At 64.7% G+C, this 16,229-nt stretch carries 13 protein-coding genes; 1 reads left to right on the top strand and 12 read right to left on the bottom strand.

Annotation, left to right across the window (positions count from 1 at the left end; all coding sequences use genetic code 11):
• From tssL to tssA, 11 genes are all read right to left on the bottom strand, one after another.
• Positions 1-1,329 (bottom strand): type VI secretion system protein TssL, long form, encoded by a 1,329-nt coding sequence (tssL, locus tag FJV83_RS09465; protein WP_142887310.1) that lies wholly within the window; start codon positions 1,327-1,329, stop codon positions 1-3.
• A 4-nt stretch (positions 1,330-1,333) separates the two neighbouring features.
• Positions 1,334-2,668, bottom strand: coding sequence for a type VI secretion system baseplate subunit TssK (gene tssK / locus FJV83_RS09470; protein ID WP_142887311.1), 1,335 nt, complete (start codon positions 2,666-2,668; stop codon positions 1,334-1,336).
• Positions 2,669-2,708: 40 nt separating this feature from the next.
• Positions 2,709-3,161, bottom strand: coding sequence for a type VI secretion system lipoprotein TssJ (tssJ, locus tag FJV83_RS09475; RefSeq protein WP_019859795.1), 453 nt, complete (start codon positions 3,159-3,161; stop codon positions 2,709-2,711).
• 3 nt (positions 3,162-3,164) lie between these two features.
• A complete protein-coding gene (gene tagH / locus FJV83_RS09480; RefSeq protein WP_142887312.1) occupies positions 3,165-4,625 on the bottom strand; it encodes a type VI secretion system-associated FHA domain protein TagH in 1,461 nt (486 codons plus the stop codon).
• Positions 4,622-5,689 (bottom strand): type VI secretion system baseplate subunit TssG, encoded by a 1,068-nt coding sequence (gene tssG, locus FJV83_RS09485; protein WP_142887313.1) that lies wholly within the window; start codon positions 5,687-5,689, stop codon positions 4,622-4,624. Before tssG ends, tagH begins: the two co-directional genes overlap by 4 nt.
• Positions 5,653-7,527 (bottom strand): type VI secretion system baseplate subunit TssF, encoded by a 1,875-nt coding sequence (gene tssF / locus FJV83_RS09490; RefSeq protein WP_142887314.1) that lies wholly within the window; start codon positions 7,525-7,527, stop codon positions 5,653-5,655. Before tssF ends, tssG begins: the two co-directional genes overlap by 37 nt.
• A gap of 1 nt (position 7,528) precedes the next feature.
• On the bottom strand, positions 7,529-8,281 hold the full coding sequence (gene tssE / locus FJV83_RS09495) for a type VI secretion system baseplate subunit TssE (RefSeq protein ID WP_095775014.1): 753 nt from the start codon (positions 8,279-8,281) through the stop codon (positions 7,529-7,531).
• A complete protein-coding gene (locus FJV83_RS09500) occupies positions 8,268-8,717 on the bottom strand; it encodes an Hcp family type VI secretion system effector (protein WP_162034372.1) in 450 nt (149 codons plus the stop codon). The genes tssE and FJV83_RS09500 overlap by 14 nt, the downstream gene beginning before the upstream one ends.
• An 83-nt stretch (positions 8,718-8,800) precedes the next feature.
• Positions 8,801-10,306 carry a type VI secretion system contractile sheath large subunit gene (gene tssC, locus FJV83_RS09505; RefSeq protein ID WP_095775013.1) on the bottom strand — a complete coding sequence of 502 codons (1,506 nt, stop codon included), beginning with the start codon at positions 10,304-10,306 and terminating at the stop codon, positions 8,801-8,803.
• Between the two features lie 3 nt (positions 10,307-10,309).
• Positions 10,310-10,846 (bottom strand): type VI secretion system contractile sheath small subunit, encoded by a 537-nt coding sequence (tssB, locus tag FJV83_RS09510; RefSeq protein WP_019859789.1) that lies wholly within the window; start codon positions 10,844-10,846, stop codon positions 10,310-10,312.
• Between the two features lie 5 nt (positions 10,847-10,851).
• Positions 10,852-12,027 (bottom strand): type VI secretion system protein TssA, encoded by a 1,176-nt coding sequence (tssA, locus tag FJV83_RS09515; protein WP_095775012.1) that lies wholly within the window; start codon positions 12,025-12,027, stop codon positions 10,852-10,854.
• Positions 12,028-12,356: 329 nt separating this feature from the next.
• Between tssA and tssH the strand changes: the two genes are divergently transcribed.
• A complete protein-coding gene (tssH, locus tag FJV83_RS09520) occupies positions 12,357-15,209 on the top strand; it encodes a type VI secretion system ATPase TssH (RefSeq protein ID WP_142885366.1) in 2,853 nt (950 codons plus the stop codon).
• Positions 15,210-15,455: 246 nt separating this feature from the next.
• Here the strand turns inward: tssH and FJV83_RS09525 are convergent, their stop codons facing one another.
• On the bottom strand, positions 15,456-16,217 hold the full coding sequence (locus FJV83_RS09525; protein WP_142885367.1) for an SDR family oxidoreductase: 762 nt from the start codon (positions 16,215-16,217) through the stop codon (positions 15,456-15,458).
• Positions 16,218-16,229: the final 12 nt, after the last annotated feature.

Consider the following 16,229-nt stretch of genomic DNA (forward strand, 5'->3'; position numbering starts at 1 on the left):
TCAGAGCCTCTTCTCGACCAGGACCTCGACGCGCCGGTTGAGCGCGCGGCCCTCGCGCGTCGAGTTGTCGGCCACCGGATCGGAGTCGGCGCGGCCTTCGGAACGGATGCGCTCCTGTGGCACGCCAGCCTGCACCAGGAGGTCCGCTATGGTTTGGGCACGTGCCTCAGAGAGCCGCTGGTTGCTGGCGAGCGGATTGGACCGTTGCAGGCGCACATTGTCGGTATGGCCGACGATCGTGATGTTTCCGATGAGCTCCTGATTGGCGAGGATCACCTTGGCGATCGACTGGATCAGCGGCTCATAGCCTTGCGACAGTGTCGGCCGCGAAGACTGGAAGAGTTCGGGGTTGGACGACTGGATGATCAGCTTGGCCAGCGAGACGCTTTCGGTGCCGCTGAGCGCGCCCTTGAGGCTCGCCGGCGCTTCCACCTTGAACGCGGGCAGCAGCGCGAAATCGACCGGCTGTGGCGGTTCAGGTGCGGGCGCATCCTGCTTGGGCGCGGCGCGGGTAACGTCCGCGCGTGAGGCCGGCGGCAGCGTGCGCACGAGGGCGGAGAGTTCGACCGCCTGGCTGCTCAAGCCCATCGACAGACCGATGTAAGCGGCGGCGGCGACGACGACCGCGGCAAGTGCCATTACCCAGATCGGAACGATGAAGCGCTGCGGCTCGTCGGAAGCGATCACGCCTTTCCAGTTCGGCGACAGCGGCGCGTCCTCGGCGTCGGCATTGCGCAGGAACCGCGCGGCTGCCACACGCACGGCATTGAGCGAGCGGTCGCCGGCGCGGCCGGGCACCCGGTACTTGCCGCGGAAGCCGAGCGCCAGGCAGTAATACTGAAGCTCAAGCATCTCGCGGTCGCGGTTGGGATGGCGCTCCAACTCGTCAAGGCGGGTGAAAAACTGGGTGCCGGCATCGACATCGCCACGCAGCATGACCACCAGCGGCTGGCGCGGCCAGGCGCCGGCGCCGCCCCACGGCGTGTTCAGCGCGAGGTCGTCGAGCAACGCCGCCACCGCCCAGGCCGCCTGGTCGGCGCGCTCCAGCGAGGAGCCTGCTGCCATCGCGGCGTCGCGCGCCTGAACCAACTCGTCGAGCAGGCGCGTGCGCATCGCTTCCGGGTTCTCCGGCGCCAGCGCGCTCTCGAGCTCCGGCGCGAATTCGAGCAACGGCGCGAAGATATTGATGAGCGTGTTGGGATGGGCGCGCGCCCTTTTGACCGGCGCGCCCGGTGCCAGCGGCGCCATCGGCCGCGGCGCGGCGCCCGCCAGCCTGATGCGTGTGCGTTCGCGATCCTCCGACAGTCCGAAAGGATCATCCCGGCTCATGGCCTCACCTGTTCACTGAGTAGCAGTCGACCTGCGGCTCGCTCGGCAGGACACCGGAAACGCCGATGACGAAGCCGGGGGCGTCGAGCAACGAGGCCCAATGCTCGCTCTTCTGGTCAAGCTCCAGGCACAGCCGGTCGCCATCATAGGGAATCTCGCGTGGCTGCGAATGAAGCGGTTTCAGCGGAATACCCGGCAGGCGCGACTTCCAAAGGCCTTCGAACTGGTCGGCGGCGCCGACCGTCGCCTGGTTGACGAAGATCTTGCGCAGCGCGTCTTCCGACAGTTCCGATCCGACGCGGATGACGATGCGGCTGGCGACCAAGAGCTTCGGGTTGTCGATGCGCACTTTCCAGACATTGGTCGCGTGCCGCATCACCGGCAGCGCGCGTGATTTCGGCTCGATGTAGCGCAGGCTGAGGATGAGCGAGCGCAGGGCGTCGGCCAGCGCCATATAGGCGGGGCCGGGCGCCATGTGGTCGTAGGCCGGCAATTCGCCGAGCCGCCGCGAGCTCGAGCCGTAGGTTGCCATCTCGCCGGCCAGTCCGGCCAGTTCGAGATAGAGTTCGGCCGGATGAAAGACATCCTGCGCCAGCATGTGGGCGAGCCGCGGGCGAGCGGCATTGGCGAGGTGCAGCATCAAAAGGTCTTCGACGCTACGGCCGGCGCCGCCCATCACCATCTTGCCATGCGCTTCGGCGATCTGGTCGAGGCCGGTGACCACTTCCTGCAGCAATTGCCGGTACCAGTGGACCGCGCCGGTGATCAGCGTCGGCGGCAGGAACGTCTCATCGAGCGAGATGCCGCCGTCGGCGCGCACACCCTCTATGTCGGCGATCGGCAAGGCGGTATAACCGCCGACCGATTTGCCCGGTGCAAGCAGGGCGGCTTGCGGCCGGGCGACCTCGATCTCTTCCGGATCGGCGCCGCTCTGGACGGCGTCGCGCACCGAAACGATCTTGCCGTGGTAGCGCGCGCCCGTCGATGCCGAATGCGCCGGATCGAATCCGACGCCACCGGGCGGCTCGAGCGGCAGTGCCACCAGCACCGGACCGGCGCCGGTGTCCGCAGTGACCGGCAGCGGCTTCGGCGCATCCATCAGTTCCGGGATGGAGAAAGGCGTGCCGTCCGGGAAAATACCCCGGGCGGACACGATCGAGACCTGGCCGGCGTCGAGCAGCGACTGGTCTAGGGTCAGTTGTTGGAAGCCGAAAGTATGGAGCTGACCGGCCTGCAGTGCGCCGCGCACCATGCCCTCGAAGAACCGATCCTGCTGCTGGAAGTGCTGGGTCCTGAGAAACAGGCCCTCCGACCACAGCACCCTGTTTGCATCGCTCATGCCATTACTTTCTGCGCACAACCATCCGTGGCCCCTGTCGCTAGGCGGAAATGCCGCCCTTGCCGAGGCTGACATTGACGGTGAATTTCGACCCTGGCGATACCGACTTGGTCGTGCGCCAGTTGCGTCCGCCCGGCTCGCGGATCAGCGCCACGAAGCCGAGTGCCGTGGCGTTCGGCTCGACCGTGATGGTCTTGGCCGCCGTCTTGCCTGGCGCGACCGAGATCGTGTCGGAGCCGATGAGGTCGGCGCCGAGCGCCGAGCTGGCATCGCCCTGCAGCGCGAAATAGTCGGCCGAGTTGAACTTGCCGGTGCTGGCAAGCCGCATCACCAGTACCGTCACCGGCCTGTCGCCGCCGCCCGGTCCTGGATTCATGCCGGCGCCCCCGGTCACGTTGACCGAGATAACCGATGGTTTCGGCGGGCCGCTCTGGCACGCCGCAAGCAGCCCCGTCGCGCCGAGGGCAACGACGAATTCGCGTCTGTCGATCATGTCCTACTCCTCCTCTTCATATGCGTCCCTGAAGTCCGCGCCGATCTCGCCCAGGAAACTCGATTCCGCGCTCTGGGCGATGTCGCGATGGCGTTTCTGGTAGAGCTCCCACAGCTTGGCGTTACGTCCGCCGGAGAGCAGATTGCCGATGGCGGAATTGGACTTGAGCTCTTCCTCGATCGCGGCCGGATCGAAACGGTCGATCATGCGCCGAAGCGCGGCCTGAACGCCGCGCCAGGCGCGTATGTGATGCTGTGCAAGGTCCTTTACCGCGTCGTCGATCGCCGCCTCGCCGGAGAGAAAGCCCGGACTGCGTTCCGAGATGATGGTGACGATGACATCCTCGGCCGTCGGCAGGAATTTAAGCGGGTTGACCTCGGAAGCGCCGACCACCGTCTGGGCGACGCGCGCGCTTCCCTTCTCCTCGGCGCGCTTGCGCAGGAGTTGCATCAAGCCATCCAGCATCAGCCGGTATTCACGTCCGAATTTTTCCATTTCGGCGATCGGGTCGCGGCCGGGAAAATCGGCCTCCTCGACGCCCATGCCGCGCAAGAATGCGGCACGAAGTGCCATATCGCCGGATGCGGGCTGCGCCGGGCGCGCCGGCTTGGGCGCTGGAACGGCGCGTCGCGGCGGCGGTGGCTCGGCTGCTTGCACCGGTACATCCCAGGGATGCCCGGCGCGCGGCTTTTCAGCCTGATGCAGCACACGTCCTGCCGGGTCTGCGCCGTTAGCCAGAGGCGGGGTCGCGGCCGGCCCAAAGCTGAAATCGTCATCGAAGCTGGCCGGCTTTGCCGCATGCCCGGACGCATCGTTGCGCGAAGGCATTTCGCCGAACCCGAACGGATCCGGCTGACCTGGAGCAGCGGCATCGCTGGATTGCGATGTCGCCACCGGGTCGAGGCTGAACGGGTCGTCGAAGGCAGGCGAACTGCGCTGGATCGATGGGCGGTCATAAGCCCCCGGAACGGGCTGCTCGAACGGGTTCGGCAAGTCCGCCGGGCGTGGCGGGCGCGGTTCTTCCTCGACCTTGGCCGAGAAGAAGTCGTCGCCGCCGATGCTGGCAGGCGTTCGCGCTCCCGGCGATGACCATGCAGGCGCGGGATGGCCGGTGACAGGGGCCGGGCCGACCGACGTCCGGTTCGCTTTGGATTGAACCTCGACGTGAAAGACATAGTCGCCCATGCGCAGCCGCATGCCGTTCTGCAGCCGCATCGACCTGCCAGGACCCAGGGGCCTGTCGGAGTCATCGACGAACAATCCGCTGCTCGACGTGTCGGTAACCAAATAGCCATCCCGGTCGCCGCTGATCTTGCAATGGGCGCGCGAGACGAACATGTCCGGGTCGTCGATCTGCCAGCCGGCGTCGGCGCTGCGCCCGATCACCAATTCGCCCTCGTCCAGCCGGGTCTGCCTGACCACTTGCGAGCGCGGGCCTTGTTCCAGCGTCAGCAGCAGGCTCATGCGGCCGCCTCCGCCATTTCCGGCCGCCAGCCGACGATGGTGTGCAATCTGAGATCGTCGGCGTCACCCTTTTCGGCGGGACGCGCCAGCCAGGCCGTCCGGCCAAGCTGGACGGTCCCGACCCGTGGCGGCGGCACGGCGTCGCGTGCGAGCACGATGCGCAAATCGACGTCGAGCGTCTCGCCGATCATGTCGCGCACCGCCTTCTCGAACAGGCCAAGGCGCCGTTCGCCGGGCAGGAACGACCTGAAGTCGTCGAGGCTCAACGGACCGATGCGCAATTCGATCCTGCTTTGGCGGCTGAAGACCCGCGGCCCGATCGTCGCGCCACGTCCAAGCCCGGCATGGGCCTTGCCGAGACGCGTCTGCAGTGCCTTCGGTATGGTGATCCAAGCGGCGACGAATTCCTTGATCTGCACCGGCACCTTGAAGGCGGTGGCGAGAAACAGCGTCAGCCGCTCCGCGCCGTCGATCTGGTTGGCGAGCGATCCAGCCTGCCGCAGTCGCACAGTGTCGAGTTCGGGATCCTGCGTGCCGGGGAAGCCGATCCCGGACATTGCCTCCAGCATGGCGCGAACCCGCCCGCCGACGGACCGCTCGACCTGCACGGCCGGATGCGCGTCAGCCCAGGCGCGATAGTAAAGGGCCATCATGCGGTGTTGCAGGATGTTGACGAAATCGACGAAGGTCGTGTCGCTGGTCTGCTCGGCGTCGGCCCCGGTGAACCAGCGCTGCGACAGCCGGTCGAGCACCCAGCGTGTCAGATGCAATGGCATCGGTCCTTCCGGTCCAAGCAGCCCGAGATTGGCGACGGTCACCCGGGCGTGGGCCTTGTCCCCGGCGTCCTGGAGCTTGACGACGTCGCGAGCCGAGAAGCTCAGGCGCACATGCTGGCCAAGTCTCGCCGGCTCGCGGTCGGCCGTTCCGGATTGGCCGAACAATCCACCGCGCTGCTCCAGGCGCCGCAGCAACTCGAAAAAGTCGAAGCTCTCCAGCAACGGTTCGGTCGCAACCGTTGCCGGCTCCGCTAGATCAGGTAGCGATTGCCGGGCGTCATCGGCCATGGCACATCCTCCTGCTTCTGCAGCAACCGGGTACGGGTCCGCACAAATCCGTTTATCCCTGCATGGCGGGCGAACAGCCGCGAAAGCAGGGCCGAAAGCAGCAGCGAACTTTGCCCCGCCAGCACGGACTGGTCGACATGCAGTGTCACTTCGGTACCGCGTCCGAAACACATTGGCCCGTCGATCTGGAGCCGCTCGATCACCGGGCGTGAATCGATGCGCACGATCGAATGCACGTTGCGGGCAAGGCTGGGATCGCCGCGATCGGCATAAAGGTCGAGCAAGGCATGCAGCGGATCGACACCACGGCCTTCCTGGGCAAGGCTGAGGAAGTTGAGAGAGAGCTGCGACACCAGCCGCCAGGCGAGATTGTCGGCGCGGGATTCACCGGCCGCGCTGGCCGGAAGGGACGCCGGGACTGCCGGCTGCGGCGCCCGCAGCGCTCCAAGCAAGCGCACCGCTTCGACCGGATCGGCGGTCTCCAGCGTCAGCGTCGGCGTGTCGTCCAGGATCGGCAGGTCGCGGTTGGTGCACAGCGCCGTGATGTCGAGCCGCTTGAGTGGCCGGTTTGGCGAGCTCCCTGCCGGCCGCGAGACGGCGATGAAGACATCGTCGCCGGTGTAGGAGGTGCGGGTCAGGCCCTCGCGCCGCTCGTCCTCGGTGGCCCGGCGCGGACGCCGCTCAATCGAATAGACCCAGCCGCTGCCGCGGTTCTGCCCCAGGCTGAACAGTTCGGGAATTGTCGCCTCGCCGCTCTCGGCGTCGGCGTCCTCGACCCGCGTGACCCGGAAGATCTCGAAATCCCGCGCCCGCGTGCGGTCGGCGTGCAGCACCTGACGCGTTTTGCGCGGGTCGATCTCGATGACGTTGCATTCGCGTTCGAAGAGATTGATGACCGGCGTCACGAACAGTTCGAAGTCGGCAACCGTCACATCGGCGAGCTCGGGCACCGGACGTCGGAACAGGAAGATGATCTCGATCCCCGCATCGCACTTGCGCACCACCGGCTGGAGGCCGGCGACCCGCACATAATGGAAGCGCTCCGGGATCATGAAATATTCGCGCAGCAGCCGGTAGCCCTCGAAGGTCGGACGGGTGCGCGGCATCAGCGCTTCGTCGTCGCGGATGCCGACCATTTCGGGCTCGGGCAGCGCCGTCAGCGGATTGGTCTTGCCTTCCGCCCGCGCGCCGAGAGCCGAGCAGGCGCCGAAGATCGCATCGAAAAGCAAGGGTGCCCTGGCACGCCCGGCGAAATAGAGGTCGAGACGGTCAAGCGACAATTCGCTGAGCTTGCCCTTTCCCGTCCGGGAGAGGGTGACGCGAAACGCCGCCTCGCCGCGCGCGCCGCCGATCGGCGCGATTCCGGCAGCCGCGAGCGCGCTGCGATCCTGGAAATAACCGACCGAGGTGATCGCGATCGGCCACAGCGTGACCTCCTGCGCGGTCGTGAAGGTCGAACGTGTCGAAAGCCCTGGATTGAGGCCGGAGACCAATCGTGTGCCGCGCGCGACGGCGTGGCCGGCAATCATTGACTGCACCTGCTGGCCGGGTTTCAGCACGGCCATCGCCGTCGCCGGCGCCGGCGTCACCAGATCCGGGTAAAGCACATCGAGCACGGCGCGCGAGAAGCGCGAGCGCTCCGCGTCGACCTTGAGGCGGGTGCGCGCGGCCAGGAAGGCCACGCCGTCGAGCAGCCGTTCCACATAAGGGTCGGGGCAGGGGACCGTGTCGAGGGAAAGATTACGGGCGACCGCCGGATGCATGTCGGCGAATTCCGCGGCCAACGCCCGGATATGGGTCAGTTCTTCTTCGTAGTACTCCACGAAGACCCGATCCATCTCAGGTCTCCCGGAATTCGGTTCGTGCCAGGCCGTTGTCGAGATTGATCGTGGTGCGCAGCCGCATGCGCTCCGGTGTCGGGGCCATGATCAGCACCGCGTCGATCTCGATCTTGAGGCCGACGGTCTTGTCTCCGAGCGTGACGTTGACGGTCGTGGCGCTCTCCTTCAGGCGCGGCTCGAAGGTGGCAAGCACCGCGCGGATTTCGCGCGCCAGCGCATCGCGGTCGAAATCCCGCGAAGAGCGGCCGGAAAAGGACGGCACGCCATAATTGACCACGCTGCGGCGCACCTCGGGAAAGTCGGCGAGCGACGGCAGTTCGTCCAGGGGCTGTTCGTGTTCGGCATCGGAGAGCATCGGTACGGATTCGAAGCGCTCGGTGTTGAACAGGGCCTCGATGTCGCGCCGCACGGCTTCTTTCAGCACGCGTGCCGAAACCACCACACCGCGGCTTTCGATCTCGGCGCGATGTTCGGCCTGGAAGACCAGCCGGTGCAGGCGCCGCCTCTGCTCTGGCGTCAGTTCGGCTTCGGTATCGATGCCGCGTGCGCTGCCGGCAAGAAGAGCCTCGACGCGCTCGGCGCCGAGTTCTTCATCCAGAAGGCGGCGCAGCCCGTCGATCTCCGACGCCACACCAGGCAAGTCGTTGACGAGGCGGTCCCAGAGCGAAGGCTGGACCGCCTCGCGCTTTGCCCGCGAACTGCCGGCAAACTGCGGCTTCGCGCCAGGCCGCTTGGCCTCACTTGCCGACATAGACGTCCATTTCGATCTCGTCGTCCTTGTCGTAGACGAACTTGATCTTCTTGTAGGCGAAGCTGACTTCTTCCTCGATAAGATCGGCCTCGTCCGTGGCCTGCCGCATATCGTACTCCATGACCGAGGCGTCGGTGAGCGTCACGACCAGATAGTCGCTGGTCTCGCCGTCAATGGTGCGGCGTGCCGAGAACACCACCTCGTCGAGCGCCTTGTTCTCGAACAGCGCCTTCTTCAGATATGGCGACGACTTGTCGTAGTGCTTGATGAATTTGATCATTCCCATCGACACACGGCCGCGTCGCGAAAGCGAATTCGGGTCGTAGGGCGCTATCATCTTGTAATCGACGCCATGCACTTCGATCTCGTCTTCATGGCCGTCGCGCTTGCTCGGGCCCTTGATGTCCGGAACTTTCAAAAAACCATCGATCTTCATTGAAGGACCCTCGCTTCTCTCTGTGGTCGGCATTGTCTTTCTCCACCGCTTTTCAAACGAAACAAGATGACTTCGCTGCGACTTCAGCCCTTCACTGACGGCAGTTCCGATACCAGCCGGAGAGAGGCGTTGATGCCTTCCAGCTGGTAGTGCGGACGCAGATAGAAACGGGCATTGTAGTAACCGGGCCGGCCTTCGACACTGTCGACTTGAACCTCGGCAGCGGCAAGCGGACGCTTGGCCCGTGCCTTGTCGTCGGCGAAGGCCGGATTGGCCAGCACGTACCGGTTGATCCATTCGGTCAACCAGATCTCCATATCGGTGCGTTCCTTGAACGATCCGATCTTGTCGCGCGCGATCGCCTTGAGGTAATGCGCGAAACGCGACACCGGGAACAGGTAGGGCAGGTTGGCGCTCAGCCTTTCGTTCGACTGGGCGTCGGGGTCGACGAGGCGCCCGGCGCGTGTCTCGTCATCCTGGAGCGAGTGCGCGCCGATGAAGGCTGCGAGATCGGTGTTCTTGCGGTGCAGGATCGGCATCAGGCCAAGCTTCGCCAATTCCGCCTCGCGCCGGTCGTCGATGGCGACCTCGGTCGGGCATTTCATTGCGATCGAACCGTCGTCCGTCGGGAAGGCGTGCACCGGCAGGTTGAGCACCGTGCCGCCATTCTCGACGCCGCGGATCTGCGTTCCCCAGCCATAGAGCTTGTGGCTGCGGTTGATGTTGACGCCCATCGGGAAGGCGGCGTTCATCCAGACATATTTGTTGTGGTCGCCGCCCACCTCCTCCTCGAAGGTGAAGCCCTTCACCGGAACGGTTTCCGAGCCGTAGGGCAGGCGTGCCAGCACGCGCGGCATGGTAAGCCCGATATAGCGGGCGTCCTCGCTCTCGCGCAGTGACTGCCATGAGGCATAGGACGGGTTGTTCACGATCATCTGCAGGTCTTGCGGGTTCGGCAGTTCCTGCCAGCTGTCCATGCGGAACAGCCGCGGCGACGCAGCCGCGATGAATGGCGTGTGCGCCGAGGCACAGACACCAGAAATGTTGCGCAGCAGGCCGACGTCGCGCGGATGGTTGGAGAATTCGTAGGCACCGATGATGCAGCCGATCGGCTCGCCGCCCAACATCGAATACTCGTCCGTGTAGACTTTCTTGAAGATCGGGCTCTGGTCCCACATCTGGCCTTCATAGTCTTCCAGCGTGTCGCCCAACTGCTCCTTGGAGATGTTCATCACCCGGATCTTCAGCTTGGTGTCCGTCTCGGTGTTGTTGATGAGGTACCAAAGGCCTCGCCATGTGCCTTCCATCTCCCGCACTTCCGGGGCATGCAGGATCTCGTTGACCTGCGTCGTCAGCATCTTGTCGATGCCCGCGATCAGCGACTTGATCGACCTGATCGCGTTGGACGAGATGGTCGTCGTCTCGGAACGGGACTGAGCGGCCAGCGCCAGGTTGCGCACCAACTGCTGCAGTTTCTCGCTGTCGTCCTTCTTGACCTTGAAATCCTTTTCAAGGAGGCCGCTGAATTCGCCAAGATCGATGGCTTCGGCCTCGGCGGTAGCGGCTGCGGTCTTTTGCTGTTCGGCCATGACTTACTCCTCGCCCTTGCCGTCAGAAATCGCCTGGCCGGCGATCTTGCTCAGCAGCGGCTCGTTGTTCAGAAGCTGCGCGATGCGCTTTTCGGCGTCGACACGGCCATCCATGAAGCCCAGCAGTTCCTCGAGTTGACGCCGCATCTTGAGGATCTCGGCCAGTTGCGGCACCTGCTCGGCGATCTTGTCCGGCGCGAAATCACCCATTTTGGAAAAGGTGAGATCGATCGCCAGTTCCTCGTCCCGCTCGGCGCCTTCTGCTTGCGGCAACGTGTTCTTCACACGCGCCTTCACGCGCGGTCCCATCGCTTCCATGAATTTGGGGAAGCGATTGGCGTCGGTTTCGACGAAATTGCGGTCCAGAACCGACTTCGACGCTTCCTTGGTCTGCGAGGCGCCGGAAAGGTCGGCCATGACAGCCATGACGAACGGCAACTCGATCGTCGTGGGGCTGCCGTAGGTTTCGACGTCGTAGGCGATCTGCACGCGCGGGGCGCGGTTTCTTTCGATGACCTTGGCTTTGCTCTCTGCTGGCATACTGGTTACCTTTCATCCTTCTGGGCCGGCTTCTTGGGATCGGCGACACCGGCAAGCAGCCGGAATTCCTTCAGTCCCGACGGGGCGAGATCTTCCATCAGTTCCACGAAATCCATGTGCACCATCCTGCGCACGCGCCGGGCGAGGTGCGGGATAGGGCTGGACGGTTCGGTGCGGTCGTAGAAGGCGACCACGAGATCGAGGCATTTGACGACGTCGTCGCGCGAGTTGATCCGGTCAGGCAGGCCGGCGCTGGCGTCCACGGAGCTTGCCACACTTGCCATCGTTTCGGCTCCATGACCGTTTTGGGTGGGCGTCGATGCCGGTTGGGCCGGCTGCGGGGCAGGCTTTGCCGCACCGTTGGCCATGGCGCCGGCGCTGGAATTCCGCTCCAGCGTCGTCAGCAGGCGCTGCAGGAACTTCTTCAGATCCGGAACGGCCGCGCCATTGCCGTCGATGCGGGCATTGAGCGCGGTATCCACCGCCTCCAGCGCCGAAATCGCGGCGCGCGCATCGGCCAAAAGTGTCGTGACAGTGTCCGCGGCCTGATCGATCTGCGCCGCGCATCCTGTGCGCACCCGGTTCAGCAGCTGGTTGTGGGCGGCCGTCAGCGCTGCCTTTTCGGCGGTTCCGAGGCCCGAGGCAGCTTCCTGGAGCATGACGCGCTCGTCGAGCGCTGCCTGTTCCAGGTCTCGCCCGCTGATCGGCCCGATGGCGCGCGGTGAGAAGAAGACGGTCTGCCTGAGGTTCGCCAGCAGGCCTTCCTGGCCGTTCTGGAGGTCAAGCAGCGCATTGATGCGTCGCAGCGCCGCGTCGCGGGGCGTGGCACCAGTCCGCAAAGCCGGATGCATCGTATCCCAGTACTGGTCGAAAGTCCTTGCGATCAGGGTCAGCCCCTGGGCGAGGCCGGCGAGCTTCTCTTCATTGGCCAGCGCGCGCGTGACGATGACCAGAAGGCGCAAATCCCGGCCGCGCGACTGCAATTCTTCCGATTTTTCGAGGACGGCCGCCCAGTCGACGGCGCTGGTTGACTGCGAAGCCTTGTTGCCACCGTCGTGGACGACCTTGAGCTGGGCTTCCGTGAGCCGCTCCAGCTCATGAAAAGCCGGGTCGTTGCGTAAATCCTCTCCCGACGGGTTCGCACCGTCCAGAGGATTCAGCCAGAGTGCGAGATCAATCACACCTACCCCCAGCAAAGGCCCTGTGACCCATGTGACGCAACGTTATCATCGGTCCCATGCCACGACAATTGAGCACTTCCTCAAAAACTAACAGAAGCTGAATTCTCCAGTAATCTTTCAACCAAACCCATTGTGCGATCGGCGGGCCGGGCATGCGAAATGGCTCGCATGCCCGGCCCGCAATCCGGGTTTGTTGCAGGAGTTTGCAGGGCTTGTGTAACCACGAGGTGCCGCCCGAACCGGGTCGGAAGGCCTCGTTCGTCACACGGCTTTGTCAAGCGGCCGCTTCTATGGCAGGGTACGGTCAGCAGATTTCGGGGGCAGGTTCAATGGAACAGCGCCGATCGTCGCAGAGTTTCAAGCGCAAGGAACTGGTTGCAAAGCTCAATCCCACGGGGGTGCGCGCCTTCAAGGCCGCCGCGGACACGGCGAAGATGCGCGGCAACCCCTATGTCGAGCTCGTTCATTTCGTCCAGCAACTGGTGCTGTCCGAGCGCTCGGATGTACAGATGATCGTCGCCGATGCCGGGCTGGATGTCAGCCGGCTGACCGCCGATATGACCCGCGCCATCGACAAGCTGCCCTACGGCGCGACCTCGGTGGAGGAATTCTCCGATCACATCTTCCACGCCATACAGGAAGGCTGGAGCCTGGCCACACTGGAATTCGGTGTCGAGGAGGTGCGCAGCGCGCATATTCTTCTCGCCTGCCTGAAGACGCCGGCGCTGGATGGGCTGGTTTCGAAAATCAGCGCCGAATTCGACAAGATCGATGCGGACGGGGTCATTGCCCGCTTTGGCGACGTCACCGAGGGCTCGCTCGAAGCCGGCTCACCTCCTGCCGCGGCGGCCGCCGAAACGCCGATGAGACGCGGCCCTGGCGGGGATTCGGCGCTCGCCAAATACGCCACCGACCTGACCCAGCGTGCTCGCGACGGCAAGATCGATCCGGTCGTCGGCCGCGATCCCGAAATCCGTCAGATTGTCGATATCCTGATGCGGCGCCGGCAAAACAACCCGATCCTGACCGGCGAGGCGGGTGTCGGCAAGACGGCGGTCGTCGAGGGCTTTGCCTTGCGCATCGCCCAGGGCGACGTGCCGCCGACGCTTCAGAATGTCAGCGTACGCATGCTCGATGTCGGGCTGATGCAGGCGGGCGCCAGCGTCAAGGGCGAGTTCGAAAAGCGGCTGAAGGCCGTCATCGACGAGGTCCAGGCCTCAGAGACGCCGATCATCCTCTTCATCGACGAGGCGCACACGCTGATCGGCGCCGGCGGCGCGGCGGGAACCGGCGATGCGGCCAATCTCCTCAAGCCCGCGCTCGCGCGCGGCGAGCTTCGCACCATCGCCGCCACGACGTGGGCCGAATACAAGCAGCATATCGAGAAGGATCCGGCGCTGACCCGCCGGTTCCAGGTGGTCAAGATCGAAGAACCTTCCGAAACGGTGGCCGTGCTGATGTTGCGCGGTGTCGCCGGCGTTCTCGAGCAGCACCACAAGGTGCAGATCCTCGACGAGGCAATCGAGGCCTCGGTTTCGCTTTCGCACCGCTACATTCCGGCCAGGCAGCTGCCCGACAAGGCGGTCAGCCTCCTCGACACAGCCTGCGCCCGCGTTGCCGTTTCGCAGCACGCTACGCCGGCGGAGGTCGAGGACATTCTGCGCCGCCGCCAGGCGCTCGAGGTCGAGGAAGGCATCATCGGCCGCGAGGCGGCGATCGGCATCGAAGTGGCCGACAGACAGGCTCGCGTGGAGGCCGGGTTGGCGGAAACCGAGACCATGCTTGCGGCAGCGCAAGCGCGTTGGGATCGGGAAAAGGCTCTTGTCGCCGAGATTCTCGACCTGCGCGCCAAACTCCGAGGCGAGGGCGTGCCGCTTGACGCGGTGGAGGGCGGGGAAGCCGCTCCGGGCGAGGCCGTCAATGCGCCAGCCGCCGAGGCGCATGAAAGCAAGGCAGCTGAGGCCAAAACGCCGAAACCCGAGACGGCCGAACCCAAGACGGCCGAACCCAAGGGCTCGAAGGCCAAGTCTCCGAAAACAAAGGCGGCAAAGATGGAGGCCGCTGCCGCGCACGAGCCCGTTGCCGTGCCGGATTCCACTGCCGATCTGGCACGACTGCGCGAATTGATGGCGGAACTTGCCGAGGCGCAGGGCGAGACCCCGCTGATCCTGCCGTCGGTCGATCGCAATGCGGTGGCTGCCGTCGTCCAGGACTGGACCGGCATCCCGACGGGACGGATGCTGTCCAGCCAGACCGAGAAGGCGCTCAAGCTCGCCGCCACTTTGTCCGAGCGCGTTGTCGGTCAGGACCATGCGATGGAGATGATCGCGAGGCGCGTGCAGACCAGCCGCGCCGGCCTCGGCGCGCCGGAGAAGCCGGTCGGCGTGTTCCTGCTTTGCGGCCCCTCCGGCGTCGGCAAGACCGAGACAGCCCTGGCGCTGGCCGAAACGCTCTATGGCGGCGAGCAGAACCTGATTTCGATCAACATGTCCGAATTCCAGGAGGCGCACACGGTCTCGACGCTGAAGGGCGCGCCGCCCGGTTATGTCGGCTATGGCAAGGGCGGCATCCTGACCGAAGCCGTGCGGCGCAAGCCCTATTCGGTGATCCTGCTCGACGAGGTCGAGAAGGCGCATCCGGACGTACACGAGATCTTCTTCCAGGTCTTCGACAAGGGCATGATGGACGACAGCGAAGGCCGCCGGATCGACTTCAAGAACACGCTGATCCTGCTCACCTCGAATGTCGGCTCCGAGGTGATCATGGACCGCACGAAGAACGGCACCTTGCGCACCGGCATGGACGACCTGGACACCGCCTTGCGCGGCCCGCTGCTGAAAGTGTTCCCGGCCGCGTTCCTCGGCCGCGTGGTGACAATCCCTTACTATCCGCTCTCGGACGCGATGATCGAGGCGATCACCAGGCACCAGTTCGGCAAGATCGCGCGGCGCCTCAAGGCAACCAACGATGCCGAGCTGGTGATCGGCGACGGTGTCATGGACATGGTCAAGGCGCGCTGCACCGAGATCGAATCCGGCGGACGCATGATCGACGCCATCCTCACCAACACGCTGCTGCCGGAACTCAGCCGCGGCGTGCTCAATCGCTCGCTCGAGGGCAAGAAGATGACAAAAGTCACCGTCGGTGCCTCGTCGGAAGGATTTACCTACTCTTTCGAATAGATCTTCGACGTTCGTTCCCTGGCGCCGACCAAAACGCATTCCTATGACCGCTCAGGCCAATCATTGGCGCACCGGCCCTCGTGAAAGGCACTCGCGCTAGGCTGAAGCACCTGCGCATTTCCCGGAGCGTTTCACCGTTTCATGGCGATGGCGAACCGCTCTAACTCTTTGTTTTGACGCAATTCTCAAGGGAAAGCGCTATCTGCCTTTCCCGGGAAAACCGCTCACACCTTTCTCGGAATTGTCCTAGATCACCGTTTCTCCTCCATCGACAACCAGGATTTGACCCGTCATGTACGAGGACCGGTCGGACACCAGAAACAGCACTGCCTCCGCGATCTCCTCGACGGTTGCCCAACGGCCTAGCGGGACCCTTTCGCGGATGTAGTCTTCGATGGCTTCCCGGCCTCCCATCTGGGCGATGAAAGGAGCATTGAAGGGCGTGTCCACCCAACCCGGACAAAGCGCGTTGACGCGAATGCCGAAGCGGCCATAGTCGCCGGCCATCTGCCTGGTCATCGCGATCACCGCGTGCTTGGTCGTCGTATAGGCGATCATCTCGCGGTCGTAGAGCACGCCGGAGCTCGACGACGTGTTGAGGATGACGCCGCGGCCTGCCTTCTTCATGAATGGCATGACGACGCGGGCACCGAGGAAGTGAGCCCGCACATTGAGCGTCCAGGAGGTGTCGAAGCCTTTCACGCTGACACCGAGCACGTCGCCTTCGACCTGTACGCCGGCATGATTGTGCAGGATGTCGATCCTGCCCTGAGCATGGATGAAATCGTGAAAACCGGCTTCAAGCGCCTGATCGTCGGTCAGGTCGAACACAAGCGCCTTTGCCCGGCCACCGACGGCAAGAATCTGTTCGACCGTCGCGTGGGCGCCGTCGGCGCTACGATCCGCCACGCCGACCACCGCACCCTCGCGCGCGATGATCAGCGCCGCCGCCCTGCCGATGCCGGATCCCGCGCCGGTGACGATCGCGGTCCTGTCCTTCAGGATCATGCTTCCCCCTTT

The sequence above is a fragment of the Mesorhizobium sp. WSM4307 genome, assembly GCF_007003945.1.
Lineage (GTDB): Bacteria > Pseudomonadota > Alphaproteobacteria > Rhizobiales > Rhizobiaceae > Mesorhizobium.

What these genes read in the sequence shown, in the direction of transcription:
- tssB (WP_019859789.1), bottom strand. Translation starts at nt 10,846, where the DNA reads ATGCCAGCAGAGAGCAAAGCCAAGGTCATCGAAAGAAACCGCGCCCCG.
- FJV83_RS09500 (WP_162034372.1), bottom strand. Translation starts at nt 8,717, where the DNA reads ATGAAGATCGATGGTTTTTTGAAAGTTCCGGACATCAAGGGCCCGAGC.
- FJV83_RS09525 (WP_142885367.1), bottom strand. Translation starts at nt 16,217, where the DNA reads ATGATCCTGAAGGACAGGACCGCGATCGTCACCGGCGCGGGATCCGGC.
- tssE (WP_095775014.1), bottom strand. Translation starts at nt 8,281, where the DNA reads ATGTCGGCAAGTGAGGCCAAGCGGCCTGGCGCGAAGCCGCAGTTTGCC.
- tssG (WP_142887313.1), bottom strand. Translation starts at nt 5,689, where the DNA reads ATGGCCGATGACGCCCGGCAATCGCTACCTGATCTAGCGGAGCCGGCA.
- tssH (WP_142885366.1), top strand. Translation starts at nt 12,357, where the DNA reads ATGGAACAGCGCCGATCGTCGCAGAGTTTCAAGCGCAAGGAACTGGTT.
- tssK (WP_142887311.1), bottom strand. Translation starts at nt 2,668, where the DNA reads ATGAGCGATGCAAACAGGGTGCTGTGGTCGGAGGGCCTGTTTCTCAGG.
- tagH (WP_142887312.1), bottom strand. Translation starts at nt 4,625, where the DNA reads ATGAGCCTGCTGCTGACGCTGGAACAAGGCCCGCGCTCGCAAGTGGTC.
- tssF (WP_142887314.1), bottom strand. Translation starts at nt 7,527, where the DNA reads ATGGATCGGGTCTTCGTGGAGTACTACGAAGAAGAACTGACCCATATC.
- tssL (WP_142887310.1), bottom strand. Translation starts at nt 1,329, where the DNA reads ATGAGCCGGGATGATCCTTTCGGACTGTCGGAGGATCGCGAACGCACA.
- tssC (WP_095775013.1), bottom strand. Translation starts at nt 10,306, where the DNA reads ATGGCCGAACAGCAAAAGACCGCAGCCGCTACCGCCGAGGCCGAAGCC.
- tssJ (WP_019859795.1), bottom strand. Translation starts at nt 3,161, where the DNA reads ATGATCGACAGACGCGAATTCGTCGTTGCCCTCGGCGCGACGGGGCTG.